This window comes from Streptococcus mitis (genome assembly GCF_946190285.1).
GTDB lineage: Bacteria > Bacillota > Bacilli > Lactobacillales > Streptococcaceae > Streptococcus > Streptococcus mitis_CP.
Genome location: NZ_CAMHZX010000001.1, coordinates 432,239 through 450,301, shown reverse-complemented (window position 1 = coordinate 450,301; position 18,063 = coordinate 432,239). Strand labels below are relative to the sequence as shown.

14 protein-coding genes are annotated in these 18,063 nt (G+C 40.7%); 10 read left to right on the top strand and 4 right to left on the bottom strand.

What is annotated here, in order from left to right:
• Positions 1–390: 390 nt before the first annotated feature.
• The 5 genes from N8L39_RS02170 (at position 391) to N8L39_RS02150 (ending at position 6,409) form a co-directional block, all read left to right on the top strand.
• Positions 391–2,520: a Tex family protein gene (locus N8L39_RS02170; RefSeq protein ID WP_261009810.1), complete on the top strand. Its 2,130-nt coding sequence runs from the start codon at positions 391–393 to the stop codon at positions 2,518–2,520.
• Entirely contained in the window at positions 2,507–2,956 is a 450-nt protein-coding gene (locus N8L39_RS02165) for a SprT family protein (protein WP_261009811.1), read from the top strand. Before N8L39_RS02170 ends, N8L39_RS02165 begins: the two co-directional genes overlap by 14 nt.
• A gap of 58 nt (positions 2,957–3,014) precedes the next feature.
• The gene (locus N8L39_RS02160) at positions 3,015–3,287 is read left to right on the top strand and encodes a PspC domain-containing protein (protein WP_001085044.1); all 273 of its coding nucleotides are present in this window, start codon (positions 3,015–3,017) and stop codon (positions 3,285–3,287) included.
• Between the two features lie 373 nt (positions 3,288–3,660).
• Positions 3,661–4,419, top strand: a complete 759-nt coding sequence (locus N8L39_RS02155; RefSeq protein ID WP_000173372.1) for an ABC transporter ATP-binding protein — start codon at positions 3,661–3,663, stop codon at positions 4,417–4,419.
• 1 nt (position 4,420) lies between these two features.
• Entirely contained in the window at positions 4,421–6,409 is a 1,989-nt protein-coding gene (locus N8L39_RS02150; RefSeq protein WP_261009812.1) for an ABC transporter permease, read from the top strand.
• A gap of 41 nt (positions 6,410–6,450) precedes the next feature.
• Here N8L39_RS02150 and N8L39_RS02145 read toward each other — a convergent pair whose 3' ends face one another.
• Positions 6,451–7,146 (bottom strand): VIT1/CCC1 transporter family protein, encoded by a 696-nt coding sequence (locus N8L39_RS02145; RefSeq protein WP_261009813.1) that lies wholly within the window; start codon positions 7,144–7,146, stop codon positions 6,451–6,453.
• A 230-nt stretch (positions 7,147–7,376) separates the two neighbouring features.
• Between N8L39_RS02145 and N8L39_RS02140 the strand changes: the two genes are divergently transcribed.
• From N8L39_RS02140 to ftsY, 3 genes are read left to right on the top strand one after another with little or no spacing between them, the layout of a single operon-like run.
• Positions 7,377–8,168: a Cof-type HAD-IIB family hydrolase gene (locus N8L39_RS02140; protein ID WP_261009814.1), complete on the top strand. Its 792-nt coding sequence runs from the start codon at positions 7,377–7,379 to the stop codon at positions 8,166–8,168.
• On the top strand, positions 8,168–8,986 hold the full coding sequence (locus N8L39_RS02135; RefSeq protein ID WP_261009815.1) for a Cof-type HAD-IIB family hydrolase: 819 nt from the start codon (positions 8,168–8,170) through the stop codon (positions 8,984–8,986). The genes N8L39_RS02140 and N8L39_RS02135 overlap by 1 nt, the downstream gene beginning before the upstream one ends.
• Positions 8,987–8,989: 3 nt before the next feature.
• On the top strand, positions 8,990–10,279 hold the full coding sequence (gene ftsY / locus N8L39_RS02130) for a signal recognition particle-docking protein FtsY (RefSeq protein WP_261009816.1): 1,290 nt from the start codon (positions 8,990–8,992) through the stop codon (positions 10,277–10,279).
• A 43-nt stretch (positions 10,280–10,322) separates the two neighbouring features.
• On the opposite strand, the gene zwf is transcribed toward ftsY, so the two are convergent.
• The 3 genes from zwf to N8L39_RS02115 all read right to left on the bottom strand — a co-directional run bounded on the left by zwf (position 10,323) and on the right by N8L39_RS02115 (position 14,866).
• Positions 10,323–11,810, bottom strand: coding sequence for a glucose-6-phosphate dehydrogenase (gene zwf / locus N8L39_RS02125; RefSeq protein ID WP_261009817.1), 1,488 nt, complete (start codon positions 11,808–11,810; stop codon positions 10,323–10,325).
• A 150-nt stretch (positions 11,811–11,960) separates the two neighbouring features.
• Complete coding sequence (locus N8L39_RS02120) at positions 11,961–12,701, bottom strand: amino acid ABC transporter ATP-binding protein (protein WP_261009818.1); 741 nt, start codon at positions 12,699–12,701, stop codon at positions 11,961–11,963.
• Positions 12,701–14,866 (bottom strand): ABC transporter substrate-binding protein/permease, encoded by a 2,166-nt coding sequence (locus N8L39_RS02115; RefSeq protein WP_261009819.1) that lies wholly within the window; start codon positions 14,864–14,866, stop codon positions 12,701–12,703. Before N8L39_RS02115 ends, N8L39_RS02120 begins: the two co-directional genes overlap by 1 nt.
• Positions 14,867–15,033: 167 nt before the next feature.
• Between N8L39_RS02115 and N8L39_RS02110 the strand changes: the two genes are divergently transcribed.
• Both N8L39_RS02110 and uvrB read left to right on the top strand, forming a co-directional pair.
• Positions 15,034–15,987, top strand: a complete 954-nt coding sequence (locus tag N8L39_RS02110) for a CPBP family intramembrane glutamic endopeptidase (protein ID WP_261009820.1) — start codon at positions 15,034–15,036, stop codon at positions 15,985–15,987.
• A 76-nt stretch (positions 15,988–16,063) separates the two neighbouring features.
• Positions 16,064–18,052 (top strand): excinuclease ABC subunit UvrB, encoded by a 1,989-nt coding sequence (gene uvrB, locus N8L39_RS02105; protein WP_261009821.1) that lies wholly within the window; start codon positions 16,064–16,066, stop codon positions 18,050–18,052.
• Positions 18,053–18,063: the final 11 nt, after the last annotated feature.

The following is an 18,063-nucleotide window of genomic DNA, read 5'->3' as shown; positions in this document are numbered from 1 at the left end:
CAGAAAGGTTCCTGCCGCACCTTGAAAAAGGTATCTGAGATGCTGGGTACACCGACCAGCCAAGTGTCCGTTATTTCAAAGGAGGGGCTTAAATGCTCCTTTTTTATTTAAAATTTCAAAATAGATTACACTCACCGCAGGCTCAGGCTTGCGGTTTTTTATTTGCTCTGAAAATTGATTCGTTAACTTCAACAAATAGCTTTATAAAGCGTTTTGTAAAAAATAAAAACAGTGAAATTACTCATAGATTCTTTTGTAACCTAGTAGAATTTTAAATTGAAACCTTCTCAATAAATAGAATATTGAAGTGAAGCAAATTTATTTACTAACCTATGTTTTAAAATTGTTAGAGATAATTTGAATAATATTAGCTTGTGGTATAATAGATTCATGGATAAAAAATATGAAAAAATCTCCCAGGATTTGGGAGTGACTTTAAAGCAAATTGATACCGTTCTAAGTTTGACTGCCGAAGGGGCGACTATTCCCTTTATCGCGCGTTATCGCAAGGATATGACTGGCAGTCTGGATGAGGTGGCGATTAAGGCCATTATCGACTTGGATAAGAGTCTGACCAATCTCAATGACCGCAAGGAAGCTGTCTTGACTAAGATTCAAGAACAAGGCAAGCTGACCAAGGAGTTGGAAGAAGCTATCTTAGCTGCCGAAAAATTAGCAGACGTTGAAGAACTCTACCTTCCTTACAAGGAAAAACGTCGAACCAAGGCAACCATTGCCCGTGAAGCCGGCCTCTTCCCACTTGCTCGCTTAATCTTGCAGAATGTAGCGGACTTAGAGAAAGAGGCTGAAAAGTATGTCTGTGAAGGATTTGCGACTAGTAAGGAAGCCTTGTCTGGTGCAGTTGATATCTTGGTCGAAGCCTTATCGGAGGATGTCAATTTACGTGCTATGACTTATCAGGAAGTGCTGAGACACTCTAAACTCACTTCTCAAGTTAAGGATGAAAGTATTGATGAAAAACAAGTTTTTCAGATTTATTATGATTTTTCAGAGACGGTTGGAAATATGCAAGGTTATCGCACCTTGGCCCTCAATCGTGGGGAGAAGCTAGGTATTTTGAAGGTCGGTTTTGAACATGCGACAGACCGTATTCTTGCCTTCTTTGCAGCTCGTTTCAAGGTGAAAAATGCCTATATAGATGAAGTAGTTCAGCAATCTGTTAAGAAAAAAGTCTTGCCTGCTATCGAGCGCCGTATTCGGACAGAACTAACTGAAAAGGCAGAAGAAGGAGCTATCCAACTCTTTTCTGACAATCTGCGCAATCTCCTCTTGGTTGCTCCGCTGAAAGGGCGCGTGGTTCTTGGATTTGACCCTGCCTTTCGTACAGGTGCCAAGCTAGCTGTCGTGGATGCAACAGGAAAAATGCTGACAACTCAGGTTATTTATCCTGTTAAACCAGCATCAGCTCGTCAAATCGAAGAAGCCAAGAAAGATTTGGCAGACTTGATTGGTCAATATAGCGTGGAAATTATTGCTATCGGAAATGGAACTGCCAGTCGTGAAAGTGAAGCCTTTGTGGCGGAAGTTCTTAAAGATTTTCCTGAAGTCAGCTATGTCATTGTCAATGAAAGTGGTGCTTCGGTCTATTCTGCCAGTGAACTTGCCCGTCAGGAGTTTCCAGACTTGACTGTTGAAAAACGCTCTGCTATTTCTATCGCCCGTCGTTTGCAAGATCCCCTTGCTGAATTGGTCAAAATCGATCCTAAGTCAATCGGCGTTGGTCAGTACCAGCACGATGTCAGTCAGAAAAAACTGTCTGAAAGTCTGGACTTTGTCGTCGATACAGTGGTTAACCAAGTTGGTGTCAATGTCAACACAGCCAGCCCAGCTCTTCTTTCCCATGTCGCTGGACTCAATAAAACCATTTCTGAAAATATCGTTAAGTATCGTGAAGAAGAAGGAAAAATCACTTCACGCGCCCAAATCAAGAAAGTTCCTCGGTTGGGTGCCAAGGCTTTTGAACAGGCAGCTGGTTTCCTTCGTATTCCTGAAAGTAGCAATATCCTTGATAATACAGGAGTTCACCCAGAAAATTACAGTGCTGTTAAGGAGCTCTTCAAACGTTTAGATATTAAAGACCTAAACGAAGAAGCCCAAAGCAAACTCAAGTCGCTTTCAGTCAAAGATATGGCGCAAGAACTAGACCTTGGCCCAGAAACTCTTAAAGATATCATTGCAGACCTTCTCAAACCAGGTCGAGATTTCCGTGACTCTTTTGATGCTCCAGTTCTCCGTCAAGATGTACTGGATATCAAGGATCTTGTTGTCGGTCAGAAGCTAGAAGGTGTGGTGCGTAACGTCGTTGATTTCGGTGCCTTCGTTGATATCGGGATTCACGAGGACGGCCTGATTCATATTTCCCATATGAGTCGTAAATTTATCAAACATCCCAGTCAAGTGGTATCAGTTGGAGATTTGGTGACAGTTTGGGTTAAGAAAATTGATACTGAACGTGAAAAAGTCAACCTGTCGCTCCTAGCTCCAAATGAAACTGACTGATTACGTTAAGCAGGTTTCACTAGAAGACTTCGGCAGACCTTTTATCCATCATGTTCAGTGGAATTCTCGTCTACGTTCGACAGGTGGGCGATTTTTCCCCAAAGATGGGCATTTGGATTTTAATCCCAAGGTTTACCAGGAACTGGGTCTGGATGTTTTTAGGAAAATTGTCCGACATGAACTCTGTCATTATCACCTCTATTTTCAAGGGAAGGGCTATCAACACAAGGATCGGGATTTTAAGGAACTGTTGAAAGCAGTGGATGGATTACGCTTTGTGCCCTCCTTGACAAATAGCCACTCTAAACCACCCAAACTCTATCGTTGTCAATCCTGCCAGCAAAGGTATCATCGCAAGAGAAGGATTGATACTGTACGCTATCGCTGTGGAGTTTGTAGAGGTAAATTGCTACTAATAAATCAGCCTGAGGACTGATGAAAGCCGAGCCTACCCGTGATATACTGTGTCTAACCTAGTAGAAAGAGGAAGAATCATGAACAGTAAATTTTATAAAATGAGACGAAATCGCATGATTTCAGGAGTTCTGGCAGGTCTGTCAGATAAGTGGAACTTTGATGTTACCCTTGTTCGTTTCTTGTTTGCCATTTTTACAGTTGCAAACTTTGGACTTGGCGTGATTATCTATATCATCCTAGCTTCTATCATGCCTACCAAGGAAGAAATCGAAGCAGAAATGTATGGAACGGGCCCACGAAAACGTAAAGAAGCCCAAGCTATTGACGATAATGAAGGATGGTTTTGGTGATGTAGAAACAGTTATTTTACTGTTAGTCTATGAATTCGACTAATCTATTTTAAAATTTTTGAACCCTTGTATCTGCAAGGGTTTTCTTCTTACTTTCTTTTTATGGTAAAATATTTTTAATGAAATGACTATATTTTCCCCCAATCTTACAAAAATGTAAGATTAAAGTCTCTTTTGTAAGGTTAGGTTATGGCAAGCGGCCTTTTTTTGATGTAAACTAGACTCATAAAGAACAAAGGAGTAACATCATGAAACAAATCTTACAGAAGAAAACAAGAAAACCAAGCCATAAAGATATCGAGCGTGTTCAGCTGGGATGCGCTATGATGCAAGCAACATTTCATTTGATGGGATATTAAGAAAGGAGATTCTCATGACACTTTTAGATGTAAAACACGTTCAAAAAATTTATAAAACTCGTTTTCAGGGCAACCAAGTAGAAGCCCTCAAGGACATTCACTTTACCGTCGAAAAGGGTGACTACGTTGCCATCATGGGTGAGTCTGGTTCTGGTAAATCAACTCTTCTCAATATTCTAGCTATGCTGGATAAACCAACTCGTGGTCAGGTTTACCTGAATGGAACTGATACAGCAACCATTAAAAATTCACAGGCTTCTAGCTTCCGTCGTGAAAAGCTAGGCTTTGTCTTCCAAGACTTTAATTTGTTAGATACTCTCTCTGTAAAAGATAATATCTTGCTTCCCCTTGTCTTGTCAAGAAGACCCATTACGGAGATGATGAAGAAATTGGTGGTGACAGCTGAGAATCTAGGTATCAATCAATTGCAAGAGAAGTACCCTTACGAGATTTCAGGTGGGCAAAAACAGCGTGTAGCAGTAGCCCGCGCCATCATCACAGAACCTGAAATTCTCCTTGCGGATGAGCCAACAGGTGCCCTTGATTCCAAGTCCTCTGCAGCCTTACTTGATGTCTTTGATGAAATCAATGAGCGCGGCCAAACTATTCTCATGGTAACCCACTCAACAGCAGCAGCTAGCAGAGCTAAACGTGTACTCTTTATCAAGGACGGAATTCTTTATAATCAAATCTACCGTGGAGAGAAGACAGAACGTCAGATGTTCCAAGAAATCTCTGATACCTTGACTGTCATGGCAAGCGAGGTGAATTAGTATGTTTCGATTAACCAATAAGTTAGCGGTATCGAACTTGATTAAAAACCGCAAACTCTATTATCCTTTTGCGCTGGCTGTTCTCTTGGCAGTCACTGTCACCTATCTCTTTTACTCTCTAACTTTCAATCCCAAGATTGCTGAAATCCGTGGAGGAACAACCATTCAGGCTACACTTGGATTTGGTATGTTTGTCGTCACCCTTGCGTCAGCCATTATCGTCCTCTATGCCAATAGTTTTGTCATGAAGAACCGTTCCAAGGAACTGGGAATTTATGGCATGTTGGGCTTGGAGAAGCGTCATCTTATCAGTATGACCTTTAAGGAGTTAGTGGTATTTGGGATTCTAACTGTTGGAGCGGGTATCGGTATTGGAGCCTTGTTTGACAAGTTAATTTTCGCTTTCTTGCTCAAACTGATGAAATTGAAGGTTGAGCTGGTCGCTACCTTCCAAATGAATGTTGTCATTGCAGTACTTGTTGTCTTTGGATTGATTTTCCTAGGCCTCATGTTTCTGAATGCCCTTCGAATCGCCCGCATGAATGCTCTCCAGCTCTCTCGTGAAAAAGCTAGTGGAGAGAAAAAAGGTCGCTTTCTTCCTCTCCAAACCATTCTTGGATCCATTAGTTTAGGGATTGGATATTATCTTTCCCTTACTGTAAAAGATCCTCTTACAGCCCTAACAACCTTCTTCTTAGCTGTTTTGCTGGTTATCTTTGGAACCTATCTCTTGTTTAATGCAGGGATTACCGTTTTCCTACAAATTTTAAAGAAAAACAAAAAATACTATTACCAGCCAAATAACCTTATCTCAGTGTCCAACTTGATTTTCCGTATGAAGAAAAATGCGGTTGGACTAGCAACTATCGCAATTTTGTCAACAATGGTTTTGGTAACCATGTCAGCCGCGACAAGTATTTTCAATGCCTCAGAATCCTTTAAAAAAGTGATGAATCCGCATGACTTTGGGATTACTGGACAAAATGTTGAAAAAGAAGATTTGGACAAACTCTTGGGCCAGTTTGCAAGTGACAAAGGTTATAGTGTCAAAGAGAAAGAAGTGCTTCGTTACAGTAACTTTGGTATTGCAAATCAAGAAGGAACCAAGTTAACCATTTTTGAAAAAGGACAAAACCGTGTCCAACCTAAAACAGTCTTCATGGTATTTGACCAAAAAGATTATGAAAACATGACTGGTCAAAAACTGTCTCTATCAGGAAATGAGGTCGGTCTTTTTGCCAAAAATGACGGACTGAAAGGACAGAAAGCTCTAACTCTAAATAACCATCAATTTTCTGTAAAAGAAGAATTTAATACAGATTTTATTGTGAACCATGTCCCAAATCAGTTTAATATTTTTACTACTGATTACAATTACCTTGTTGTACCTGATTTACAAGCATTTTTAGATCAATTTCCAGATTCGGCTATCTATAATCAGCTTTACGGTGGTATAAATGTAAATATCAGTGAAGAAGAACAACTCAAAGTCGCTGAAGAATATGAAAAATACTTACAAAAGTTTAATGCTCAATTAAACACTGAAGGTAGTTATGTGTATGGTAGCAATCTAGCAGATGCTAGTGCTCAAATGAGTGCCCTCTTTGGTGGTGTCTTCTTTATCGGTATTTTCCTATCCATTATCTTTATGGTCGGAACCGTTCTAGTCATCTACTACAAACAAATTTCTGAAGGCTATGAAGACCGTGAACGCTTTATTATCTTGCAGAAAGTCGGTTTAGATCAAAAGCAAATCAAGCAAACCATCAACAAACAGGTTTTAACTGTTTTCTTCCTCCCTTTGCTTTTTGCCTTCATACATCTAGCCTTTGCCTACCATATGCTTAGTCTGATTTTAAAAGTGATTGGTGTAATAGATACGAATATGATGTTGATTGTGACCTTGTCTATCTGCGCTATCTTCCTCATCGCCTATGTGCTGATTTTCATGATTACTTCTAGAAGTTATCGTAAAATTGTGCAAATGTAAAAAAGATACCTCGACTTCAAAATCGAGGTATTTTTTGTGTTCTAAATGCTGAAAAGTTGTCCAAGTAAGAAGGTAACTCCCATAGTTAAGAGACCAATAGCTAGGTTCCGAATCATAGCTGTTTTGGTTGGGGCTTTTCCAAGTTTGGCACTAGTGTAACCAGTGAGAAGAAGGGCCACACCGACGATAAGGACAGTAGCAGGAATGCGGTACTCACTTGGGAAAATGGTTACTGAGAGCATTGGAGGCAAACTTCCAAGGAAAAAGGCAACAAAGCTAGAAATGGCAGCATGCCAAGGATTGGTAAATTCTTCATACTCAATCCCGTATTTTTCCTCTACTAAAGCCTTGAGTGGATTTTTAAGAAAGGCCTTGTTGGTCAAGAGTTGGGCAGAGGTTTCACATTCTCCATTTTGGATATAGGCAGCATAGAGGGACTTTTTGGCTAGTTCCATATCTTGGTCTAGCAAGACTTGCTCACGCGCAACAGCTGCTTCCTCGGTATCTTTTTGAGTTGAAACCGAAACATATTCTCCACCAGCCATAGAAAAGGCACCAGCCAAGATAGCCGCAAAGCCTGATAAAAAGATAATCCAGATATTGCTTGTAGCACTGGCAACCCCGATAACCACACCAGCAATAGAAATAATCCCATCATTGGCACCAAGAACGCCCGCACGCAGGATATTTAAACGACCTGCAAAATTTGAATCGATTTCGTGATTTGTTTCTGACATACTATTCTCCTTTTTATCCAGTATAAAGGAAAGAGGTAATGAAATCAATCTTTTAAAAGTATCTGAAAAAAGTTGCACGATTTTAATTTTACGAGCTTTTCTAAAAGTTAGAAACAGCACTAACTAGTAGAGAAGGATAAAAGAGAAGCAAAGCTGATAGACTAGTCCTTTTTCTACTTATCTATGGTATAATAGGAGGTAGATTTACTAATCGGAGTAAGAAAGATTTTATGATTAAACTAGTAGCAACGGATATGGACGGAACCTTCCTAGATGAGAATGGACGCTTTGATATGGACCGCCTCAAGTCTCTCTTAACTTCCTACAAGGAAAAAGGGATTTACTTTGCAGTAGCTTCAGGGCGCGGATTTCTGTCTCTAGAAAAATTATTTGCTGATGTTCGTGATGACATTATTTTTATCGCGGAAAATGGCAGTTTGGTCGAATATCAAGGTCAGGACTTGTATGAAGCGACCATGTCTCGTGACTTTTATCTATCAACTTTTGAAAGGCTGAAAACTTCACCTTATGTAGACATCAATAAACTGCTCTTGACGGGTAAGAAGGGTTCTTATGTGCTAGATACGGTTGATGAGACCTATTTAAAAGTGAGTCAGCACTATAATGAAAATATCCAAAAAGTAGCGAGTCTAGAAGATATTACAGATGACATTTTCAAATTTACAACCAACTTCACAGAAGAAACGCTGGAAGCTGGTGAAGCTTGGGTCAATGAACATGTTCCTGGTGTTAAGGCCATGACAACTGGCTTTGAATCTATTGATATTGTTCTGGACTATGTCGATAAGGGAGTGGCCATTGTTGAATTGGCTAAAAAACTTGGCATCACAATGGATCAGGTTATGGCTTTTGGAGACAATCTTAATGACTTACATATGATGCAGGTTGTGGGACATCCTGTAGCTCCTGAAAATGCACGACCAGAAATTTTAGAATTAGCAGAGACAGTGATTGGTCACCATAAGGACCAGTCGGTTATAGCTTATATGGAGGGTTTATAATGGCAGATATAAAATTGATTGCATTGGACTTAGATGGGACCTTGCTGACTACTGATAAAAGGCTGACGGATCGTACCAAGGCAACTTTGAAAGCTGCGCGTGATCGTGGTATTAAGGTCGTATTGACAACTGGTCGCCCTTTAAAAGCTATGGATTTCTTTCTCCATGAGCTAGGGACTGACGGCCACGAAGATGAGTATACGATTACTTTTAATGGTGGTTTGGTTCAGAAAAATACAGGTGAAATCCTTGATAAGACAGTCTTTTCCTATGATGATGTGGCACGCTTGTATGAGGAAACAGAGAAATTATCACTGCCTCTTGATGCTATCTCAGAAGGAACTGTTTATCAAATTCACTCCGACCAAGAAAGTCTTTATGCCAAATTTAATCCAGCTTTGACTTTTGTTCCAGTGGACTTTGCAGACTTGTCTAGTCAAATGACCTACAACAAATGCGTGACTGCCTTTGCTCAAGAACCCTTGGATGCAGCTATTCAAAAGATTTCTCCAGAATTGTTTGACCAATATGAAATCTTTAAATCACGTGAAATGTTGCTAGAGTGGTCACCAAAGAATGTTCATAAAGCAATAGGTTTGGCAAAACTAATCAGCCATCTTGGAATCGACCAAAGCCAAGTTATGGCCTGTGGTGATGAGGCTAATGACCTTTCTATGATTGAATGGGCAGGGCTTGGTGTTGCCATGCAAAATGCTGTTCCTGAAGTCAAGGCAGTCGCAAATGTGGTAACTCCAATGACCAATGATGAAGAGGCTGTCGCCTGGGCTATCGAAGAATATGTGCTAAAGGAGAACTAAGATATGGGATTATTTGACCGTCTATTCGGAAAAAAAGAAGAACCTAAAATCGAAGAAGTTGTAAAAGAAGCTCTGGAAAATCTTGATTTGTCTGAAGATGTTGAGCCTGCCTTAACAGAAGCTAAGGAACTTTCTCATGAAGAAGCAGAAGTTGAAAGTTCTGAAGAAGCTGTGTTTGAAGAAGACGAAAATCAAGAGACAGTTGAAGAAAATAACAATTTAGAGCCAGTTGTAGAAGTTTCTCAAGAAGAAGTCGAAGAATTGCTAAACTCAGAAGAAGTCCCAGAGGAAGAGAATCCTGAGTTTCTAGAAACTGTAGAAGAAAATAGTTCTGAGGTGCTTGAAGCAGAAAGGCCTCAAGCAGAAGAAACTGTTCAGGAAAAATATGATCGCAGTCTTAAGAAGACTCGTACAGGCTTCGGTGCTCGTTTGAATGCTTTCTTTGCAAATTTCCGCTCTGTTGACGAAGAATTCTTCGAGGAATTGGAAGAACTGCTTATCATGAGTGACGTTGGTGTCCAGGTTGCATCTAACTTAACAGAGGAGCTACGCTACGAAGCCAAGCTTGAAAACGCCAAGAAACCTGACGCACTTCGCCGTGTCATTATCGAGAAATTGGTTGAACTCTACGAAAAGGATGGCAACTACGATGAACAAATCCATTTCCAAGATGGTTTGACAGTTATGCTCTTTGTTGGTGTTAATGGTGTCGGGAAAACAACTTCTATTGGGAAATTAGCTCATCGTTACAAGCAAGCTGGCAAAAAAGTCATGCTAGTAGCAGCAGATACCTTCCGTGCGGGGGCAGTAGCCCAGCTTGCTGAATGGGGTCGTCGTGTTGACGTTCCAGTTGTAACTGGACCTGAAAAAGCTGATCCAGCTAGCGTTGTCTTTGATGGGATGGAACGAGCAGTAGCTGAAGGTATCGATATTCTTATGATTGACACCGCTGGTCGTCTGCAAAACAAGGACAATCTCATGGCTGAGTTGGAAAAGATTGGTCGTATCATCAAGCGTGTTGTTCCAGAAGCTCCGCATGAAACCTTCTTGGCACTTGATGCATCAACAGGTCAAAATGCTCTGGTACAGGCCAAAGAATTTTCGAAAATTACCCCTTTGACAGGAATTGTCTTGACTAAGATTGACGGAACTGCTCGAGGTGGTGTTGTACTAGCTATCCGAGAAGAGCTCAATATTCCTGTAAAATTGATTGGTTTTGGTGAAAAAATCGATGATATTGGAGAGTTTAACTCAGAAAACTTTATGAAAGGTCTCTTGGAAGGCTTAATCTAATCAGAAGTAAAAATCCTGCAAGGTACAAACTTGCAGGATTTTTTTATTCTAAACGGCCATCTTGACGATAGGCGATATCTGGTTGCCAAGTCCATTTGGCACCGAATTTTTCAAGTAAGTCAAAGCTTGCTTGAGGTCCCATGCTTCCAGCTTTATAGTCATGAAGTGGGGCACCATTTTCGGCCCAGAGCTCTTCGATACGGTCAATCAATTTCCATGACGCACCAACTTCATCCCAGTGGCTAAAGTTAGTTGAGTTGTTGTTTAGGACATCATAAATCAATTTCTCGTATGGTTCTGGAGAAGCACCAGTTGCGGTCGCATCTGTGCGGTAATCAAGTGAGTTAGGAGCTAAGTTGAATTCTTCTCCTACTTGTTTCCCATTTAGGCTAAGAGAGAAGCCTTCTGTTGGTTGGATATAGATGGTCAAAATATTTGGAGCAAGTGGTTCACCAAAGATAGAGTCCATTTGTTTAAAGACGATGTTGACATGAGTTCCTTTTTCAGTCAGTCGTTTACCAGTACGGAAGAAGAAAGGAACACTACGGAAGCGATCGCTGTCTACAAAGAAGGCACCAGATGCAAAGGTTTCAGTTGTAGATTCTGGATTCACATTTGGCTCACTACGATAAGAGATATATTTCATGCCATCAATCTTACCTGAACGGTATTGACCACGGATAAAGTGTTCTTTAAGCTCTTCATCCGTTGGATGATAGAGGTTTTTAAAGACCTTAATCTTTTCAGCACGAATCTCATCTTTTGTGAAGCTTGCTGGCTTGTCCATAGCAAGGAGAGAAAGGAGTTGTAGAGTGTGGTTTTGGACCATGTCACGGAGTGCACCAGATTGGTCATAGTAGCCACCACGTTCTTCTACACCCAAGCGCTCAGCAAAGGTAATTTGAACATTGTCGATAAAGTCCTTGTTCCAAACGTTTTCAAAAATCAAGTTTGCAAAGCGGACTGCAAAGATGCTTTGAATCATTTCCTTACCAAGATAATGGTCAATACGGAAAATTTGTTCTTCATCAAATGTTGCTAGGAGCTCGTCATTCAACTTGCTTGCAGTTGCGTAATCTGTACCAAATGGTTTTTCAACGATTAAGCGTTCAAAACCTTTACCGTCAACAATGTTTTCAGACTTGAGGTGTTTTGCGATAGTTCCAAAGAACTGAGGTGCCATAGACAAGAAGAAGAGCTTGTTGTGTTCAGCTTGGTACTTGTCATTTAGTTCAGCCTGCAATTGACGTAGAGCAATGTAGTGTTCTGTATCATTGACATCATGACTTTGATAGTAGAAGTGGCTAGCGAACTCTTGAGCCTGTTCGGTACTATCTGCCAAATCAAGGATCGATTCGACTACAACAGATTCAAAATATTCCTTGCTCCAAGGACGACGAGCAGTTCCAATGACTGCAAAGTGCTCGGAAAGATTGCCGGATTTATATAGTCTAAAAAGGGAAGGGTAGAGCTTGCGTTTAGCCAGGTCTCCACTCGCACCAAAAATTGTAACAATAACCTTAGATGACATCTAGCTACCTAATTTCTATTTTTATTCCTAGTCTTGCTAGGTATGAGGAAATCTCATTTCATAAACTTAATTCTAACATAATTTTCCGAAAAATCAAAAAATCCAATACGAGATAGAAAAAAACTGCAAGGAAATCCTTACAGTTTGCGTTTAGACGTTTAAGACCTTGTCCAAGAATTCTTTCAGACGTGGGTGTTGTGGGTTATCAAAGATTTGATCAGGTGTTCCGTCTTCAAGGAATTCACCGTCTGCAGTAAAGATAACGCGGTTAGCAACCTGACGGGCAAATCCCATCTCATGGGTTACGATAATCATGGTCATACCTTGCTCAGCCAATTCCTTCATAACGTTTAGTACGTCTCCAACCATCTCAGGGTCAAGGGCAGAAGTTGGTTCATCAAAGAGCATGATGTCTGGATTCATTGCTAGTCCACGAGCGATAGCCACACGTTGTTTTTGACCACCTGATAGGCTATCTGGGTTAGCATTAGCTTTATCTGCTAGCCCAACCTTCTCAAGCAACTCCATTCCCAATTTCTCAGCTTCTTCCTTAGTCATTAACTTGTGCTCAACAGGAGCAAAGGTGATATTGTCCAATACAGACATATGAGGGAAAAGGTTGAAGTGTTGGAACACCATTCCGATATTTTCACGGACGTGGTCAACATTGGTTGTTTTTTCAGTTAAGTCATAACCGTTCACAGTGATGTGACCACTCGTAACTTCTTCTAGAAGGTTGAGGCTACGAAGGAAGGTCGATTTACCAGAACCTGAAGGACCGATGATACAAACAACATCTCCTTCATAGAACTTAGTCGTAATTCCTTTTAAAACCTCATTTTTTCCATAGTGCTTGTGTAAATCATTTACATCAATTTTTAGTTTTGCCATTAACGAATCCTCTTTTCTAAGCGTTTCGCTAGTCTAGTCAAAAGTGTGATAATTACAAGATAGAAGATAGCAAGGATTGCATACATCTTGAAACTTTGGTAGTTACGGGCGATGATAATCTTACCAGTTTGGAAGAGTTCCACCAAACCGATAGCAGATACGATGGTTGTATCTTTAAGAGCGATAACGAATTGGTTGACAAAGTTTGGCAACATCAATTTAGTGGCTTGTGGCAAGATAATCTTACGCATGGTTTTTCCATAAGAGATCCCCAAGCTTCGGCTGGCTTCCATTTGGCCAACTGGAACGGCCTGAATACCACCACGAACGATCTCAGCGATATAAGCAGCTGCATTGAGCGATAGGGCAATGGTACCAGCTACGAAGTCGTTAATTGGGCTTTGTTGGCCTGTGATAGACTCGATGAAGTTTGGAATTCCCCAGAAGATGAAGGCTGCAAGAATCATCAATGGAATACCACGGATAACATCAACGAAAATCTCAGAAATCACACGAAGAGATTTGTAGGGGCTAACGCTAAACATACCGAAGATAATCCCGATAACAATGGCAATAGCAAATGAGATAAGAGCTAGAGCAAGAGTGATACCAAGACCGCTAAGGAGTTGTTTGTAGTTGTTTTGAAGCAAGCCCCAGATTGTTGTTTCATCAACAGTGCTTGTTGATGCAGATGAAGATTCGCTAGCTAGGTATTTATCAAGAATCTTTTGGAATTCTCCGTTTGCTTTAAGGTTTGCAAGTCCGTTATTGAACATTTCAATCAATTCTGGATTTGCTCCTTTTTTAACGGCAAAGGCTGTTTCACCGATTGGAGTTCCAGAGATTGGGGTTTTCAATTTTTGACCTTGGCTGATAGAATATTTGAGAACAGGTTCATCATCCATAACCGCATCGATGGCACCAGTATTTAAACTGTCATACATTGAAGAACCATCAGCAAAGGTTTTGATTTTGTAACCGTATTTGCTTTGATTTTCTGTTAGGAAGGTTTGAGAAGCAGTTCCGTTTTTAACACCGACCGTCTTCCCTTTCAAATCTTCATAAGAAGCAATGGTACTTGATTCTTTGACACCAAGGATAGTATTAGCAGTGTAGTATGATTCTGAGAAGTCAAAAGTTGCCTTACGAGCATCTGTGACAGACATACCAGCAATGATACCATCAGCTTGTCCAGCTTGAACAGCACTGATAGCGGCATCGAAACCAGGGTTGGTGATTTCAATTTCAAAACCTTGATCTTTAGCGATTGCCTTAATCAAGTCCATATCAATACCAGTAAATTGGTTACTTGAGTTTTGGAACACAAAAGGTGCAAAAGAAGAATCACTGGCAATGATGTATTTAGCTTTAACAGGAGTTGCTTTTAGACCTGCTGCAGTAGTTGTGGTTGGCACTGCTGAAGATGATGAAGCGGTCCATTTCTTGATGATCTTATCAAGACTACCATCTTTTTTCATTTCAGCCAAGGCTTGGTTAAATTCAGTAACCAGGTGCTCGTATTTGCTTCCTTTTTTAACACCGAAAGCAAAACTTCCTACAGCTTCACCATCCATTTCAATATGGAGGTCTTGACCTTGGTTAATGGCATATTCGATAACAGGTTTGTCATCCATCATGGCATCGATGGCACCAGCACTCAAGCTGTTGTTCATCAAATCACTAGTGTCAAATGTTTTAATAGTAAAGCTGTATTTATCTTTGATTGTTTCAAGAAAACGTTGAGCAGCAGTTCCGTTTTTAACACCAACAGTTTTGCCAGTTAATTGGTCGTACTTGCTAATCTTGTGTGCCTTTGTAGTTGCGATGACAACTTTTGTATCATAGTAAGTATCAGACATGGTGAAGACTTTTTCACGTTCTTTAGTTTTTGTCATCCCCGCCATGATAGCGTCAGCTTGACCAGCTTGAACCGCATTTACCGCTGCGTCAAATCCAGGATAGGACATCTGAATGTTCCATCCTTTAATCTCAGCGACTTTGTTGATAATGTCAACATCAATTCCTTTATAAGTTTGATCTGAATCTTTAAACTCAAAAGGTGCGTAGGCGGTATCAGACACAATCTTAATCGTCTCTGCTTTCGCAATACCTAATGAGAAAATTGGGAATAAAATTAGCAAAAATGCTAGAAATTTTTTCTTCATTTTTAGTCTCCTTTTCCGAATATTTTCCCATTATATCAGAAAAAGTAAAAAAAGGCAAATTTTTATAGTTTTGTGTCAGAAAATATAACATTGATTTTTTCTTTCTTGAATTGCTACTATAAAGTGCTATAATAATAGTATATAATAGAAGAAAAGAGGACAGGGAGATGAAGAACAAAAGAATATTTAAAGACTTCCAAGCTTCAAAAATGAGTTTAAACATTTACACAAGCCCCTTGTTAGCCTTTGCTTTTGTCTTCATAGGAGAGTTTGTGGCTTATACTTTATATGGTATTAGTTTGTTAGCTCTCATCGGACTTGCTAGAAATTTTGGAGAGGCTGGTCAAGCTTTTGCAACTTACTTGCAGACCTTGCAGCAGGGCTTGATGGATAAAACAAGTGACTTTCATTTAATTTTAGAATTGCTGGCCTTTGGTTTTATTCTCAACACTGTGTTCAGATGGACTAAAAAAGTTGAGAAAAGACCTATTCGAACTTTGGGATTTTATAGAGAGAATTTCCTCAGCAATCTTCTGAAAGGATTTGGGCTAGGTCTAGCACTTTTTCTTCTGACCTTGTTAGGTTTAGTGGCCTTGGGGCAATATCGTTTTGAGTCCATTCATTTGAATCCTTATTCGCTTGCCTTTATCATTTTTACTATCCCATTTTGGATCCTACAGGGGACAGCAGAAGAAGTGGTGTCCCGTGCCTGGCTCCTTCCTCAATTGGCCTCAAGAACCAATCTAAAACTTGCTGTTCTTATATCTAGCCTATTCTTTACTTTGCTCCATGCTGGGAATTCTGGTCTTACACCTTTATCTCTAGTGAATCTCTTTTTATTCGGAGTTGCCATGTCACTTTACCTCCTCAAAACAGATACAGTTTGGGGTGTTGCAGGTATTCATGGCGCCTGGAATTTTGCTCAGGGAAATCTTTTTGGGATTTTAGTTAGTGGTCAACCATCAGGAACGTCATTGATGACCTTTTTACCACAAGGTAATCAAGGCTGGTTATCAGGAGGATCTTTTGGGATTGAAGGTTCTATCATGACAAGTTTAGTCTTGTTACTTTTGATTGTCTATCTCGCTTATCAATTGAAGAAAGAAAATGAAAGGATGTGACTTCGGTCCGTCCTTTTCTTCGTGAAAATGCTACAAGTATGCTAAAATAGGAATAGCACATCGAGAGAGGATTCTTATGATCAATCGCATTACAGATAATCAATTTAAACTAGTATCAAAATATCAACCTTCAGGAGACCAACCTCAAGCTATTGAGCAGTTGGTTGATAATATCGAGGGTGGAGAAAAAGCTCAGATTCTGATGGGGGCGACTGGTACAGGGAAGACCTATACCATGAGTCAAGTCATTTCCAAAGTCAATAAACCAACTCTGGTTATTGCCCACAATAAAACTCTAGCAGGCCAGCTCTATGGGGAGTTTAAGGAATTTTTCCCTGAGAATGCTGTTGAGTACTTTGTGTCTTACTATGATTATTACCAACCTGAGGCCTATGTCCCTTCTAGCGATACCTATATTGAAAAGGATAGCTCTGTCAATGATGAGATTGACAAACTTCGTCACTCAGCGACTTCAGCCCTTCTGGAGCGTAATGATGTTATCGTCGTAGCTTCCGTCTCTTGTATCTATGGTCTGGGTTCGCCCAAGGAATACGCTGATAGTGTCGTTAGTCTCCGTCCAGGTCTTGAAATTTCTCGTGATAAACTCTTAAATGACTTGGTCGATATTCAGTTTGAGCGAAATGATATTGATTTCCAACGCGGAAGATTTCGTGTGCGTGGGGATGTAGTAGAGATTTTCCCAGCATCTCGTGATGAACACGCCTTTCGAGTAGAATTCTTTGGAGATGAAATTGACCGTATTCGTGAAGTTGAGGCTCTGACAGGTCAGGTGTTGGGAGAAGTGGATCATTTGGCGATTTTCCCAGCTACTCACTTTGTGACCAATGATGACCACATGGAAGTTGCCATTGCCAAGATTCAGGCCGAGTTGGAGGAGCAGTTAGCTGTCTTTGAGAAGGAAGGAAAACTGCTGGAAGCCCAGCGTTTGAAACAGCGGACAGAGTATGATATCGAAATGCTGCGTGAGATGGGCTATACCAACGGGGTTGAGAACTATTCACGTCACATGGATGGACGGAGTGAGGGTGAGCCTCCTTATACGCTTCTCGACTTCTTCCCAGATGATTTCTTAATTATGATTGATGAGAGCCACATGACAATGGGGCAAATCAAGGGCATGCACAATGGGGACCGTTCGCGTAAGGAGATGCTGGTTAATTATGGTTTCCGTTTGCCATCAGCTTTGGACAATCGACCTCTCCGTCGTGAAGAGTTTGAAAGCCATGTGCATCAGATTGTTTACGTTTCAGCGACACCTGGTGACTATGAAAATGAACAGACCGAGACAGTGATTGAGCAAATCATTCGACCAACAGGTCTTTTGGATCCTGAGGTGGAAGTTCGTCCGACTATGGGACAGATTGATGATCTCTTAGGTGAAATTAATGCCCGTGTTGAGAAGAATGAGCGTACCTTTATCACAACCTTAACCAAGAAGATGGCAGAGGACTTAACCGACTACTTCAAAGAAATGGGTATCAAGGTCAAGTATATGCACTCGGATATCAAGACTTTAGAGCGGACAGAGATTATCCGAGATCTGCGTTTGGGTGTCTTTGATGTCTTGGTCGGAATCAACCTGCTCCGTGAAGGGATTGACGTTCCCGAAGTGAGTCTCGTAGCTATTCTCGATGCTGACAAGGAAGGTTTCCTTCGTAATGAGCGTGGTCTTATCCAGACCATTGGTCGTGCTGCTCGTAACAGTGAAGGTCATGTCATCATGTATGCGGACACGGTTACCCAGTCAATGCAACGTGCCATTGATGAAACGGCTCGCCGTCGGAAAATCCAGATGGCCTATAATGAAGAACATGGTATCGTTCCACAAACCATTAAGAAAGAAATCCGAGACCTTATTGCCGTAACCAAGGCGGTTGCTAAGGAAGAAGACAAGGAAGTCGATATCAATAGCCTCAACAAACAAGAACGTAAGGAACTTGTCAAGAAACTAGAAAAACAAATGCAAGAAGCCGTCGAAGTGCTTGACTTTGAACTAGCAGCTCAGATTCGTGATATGATGCTGGAAGTCAAGGCGTTGGATTAGAATATTACCTA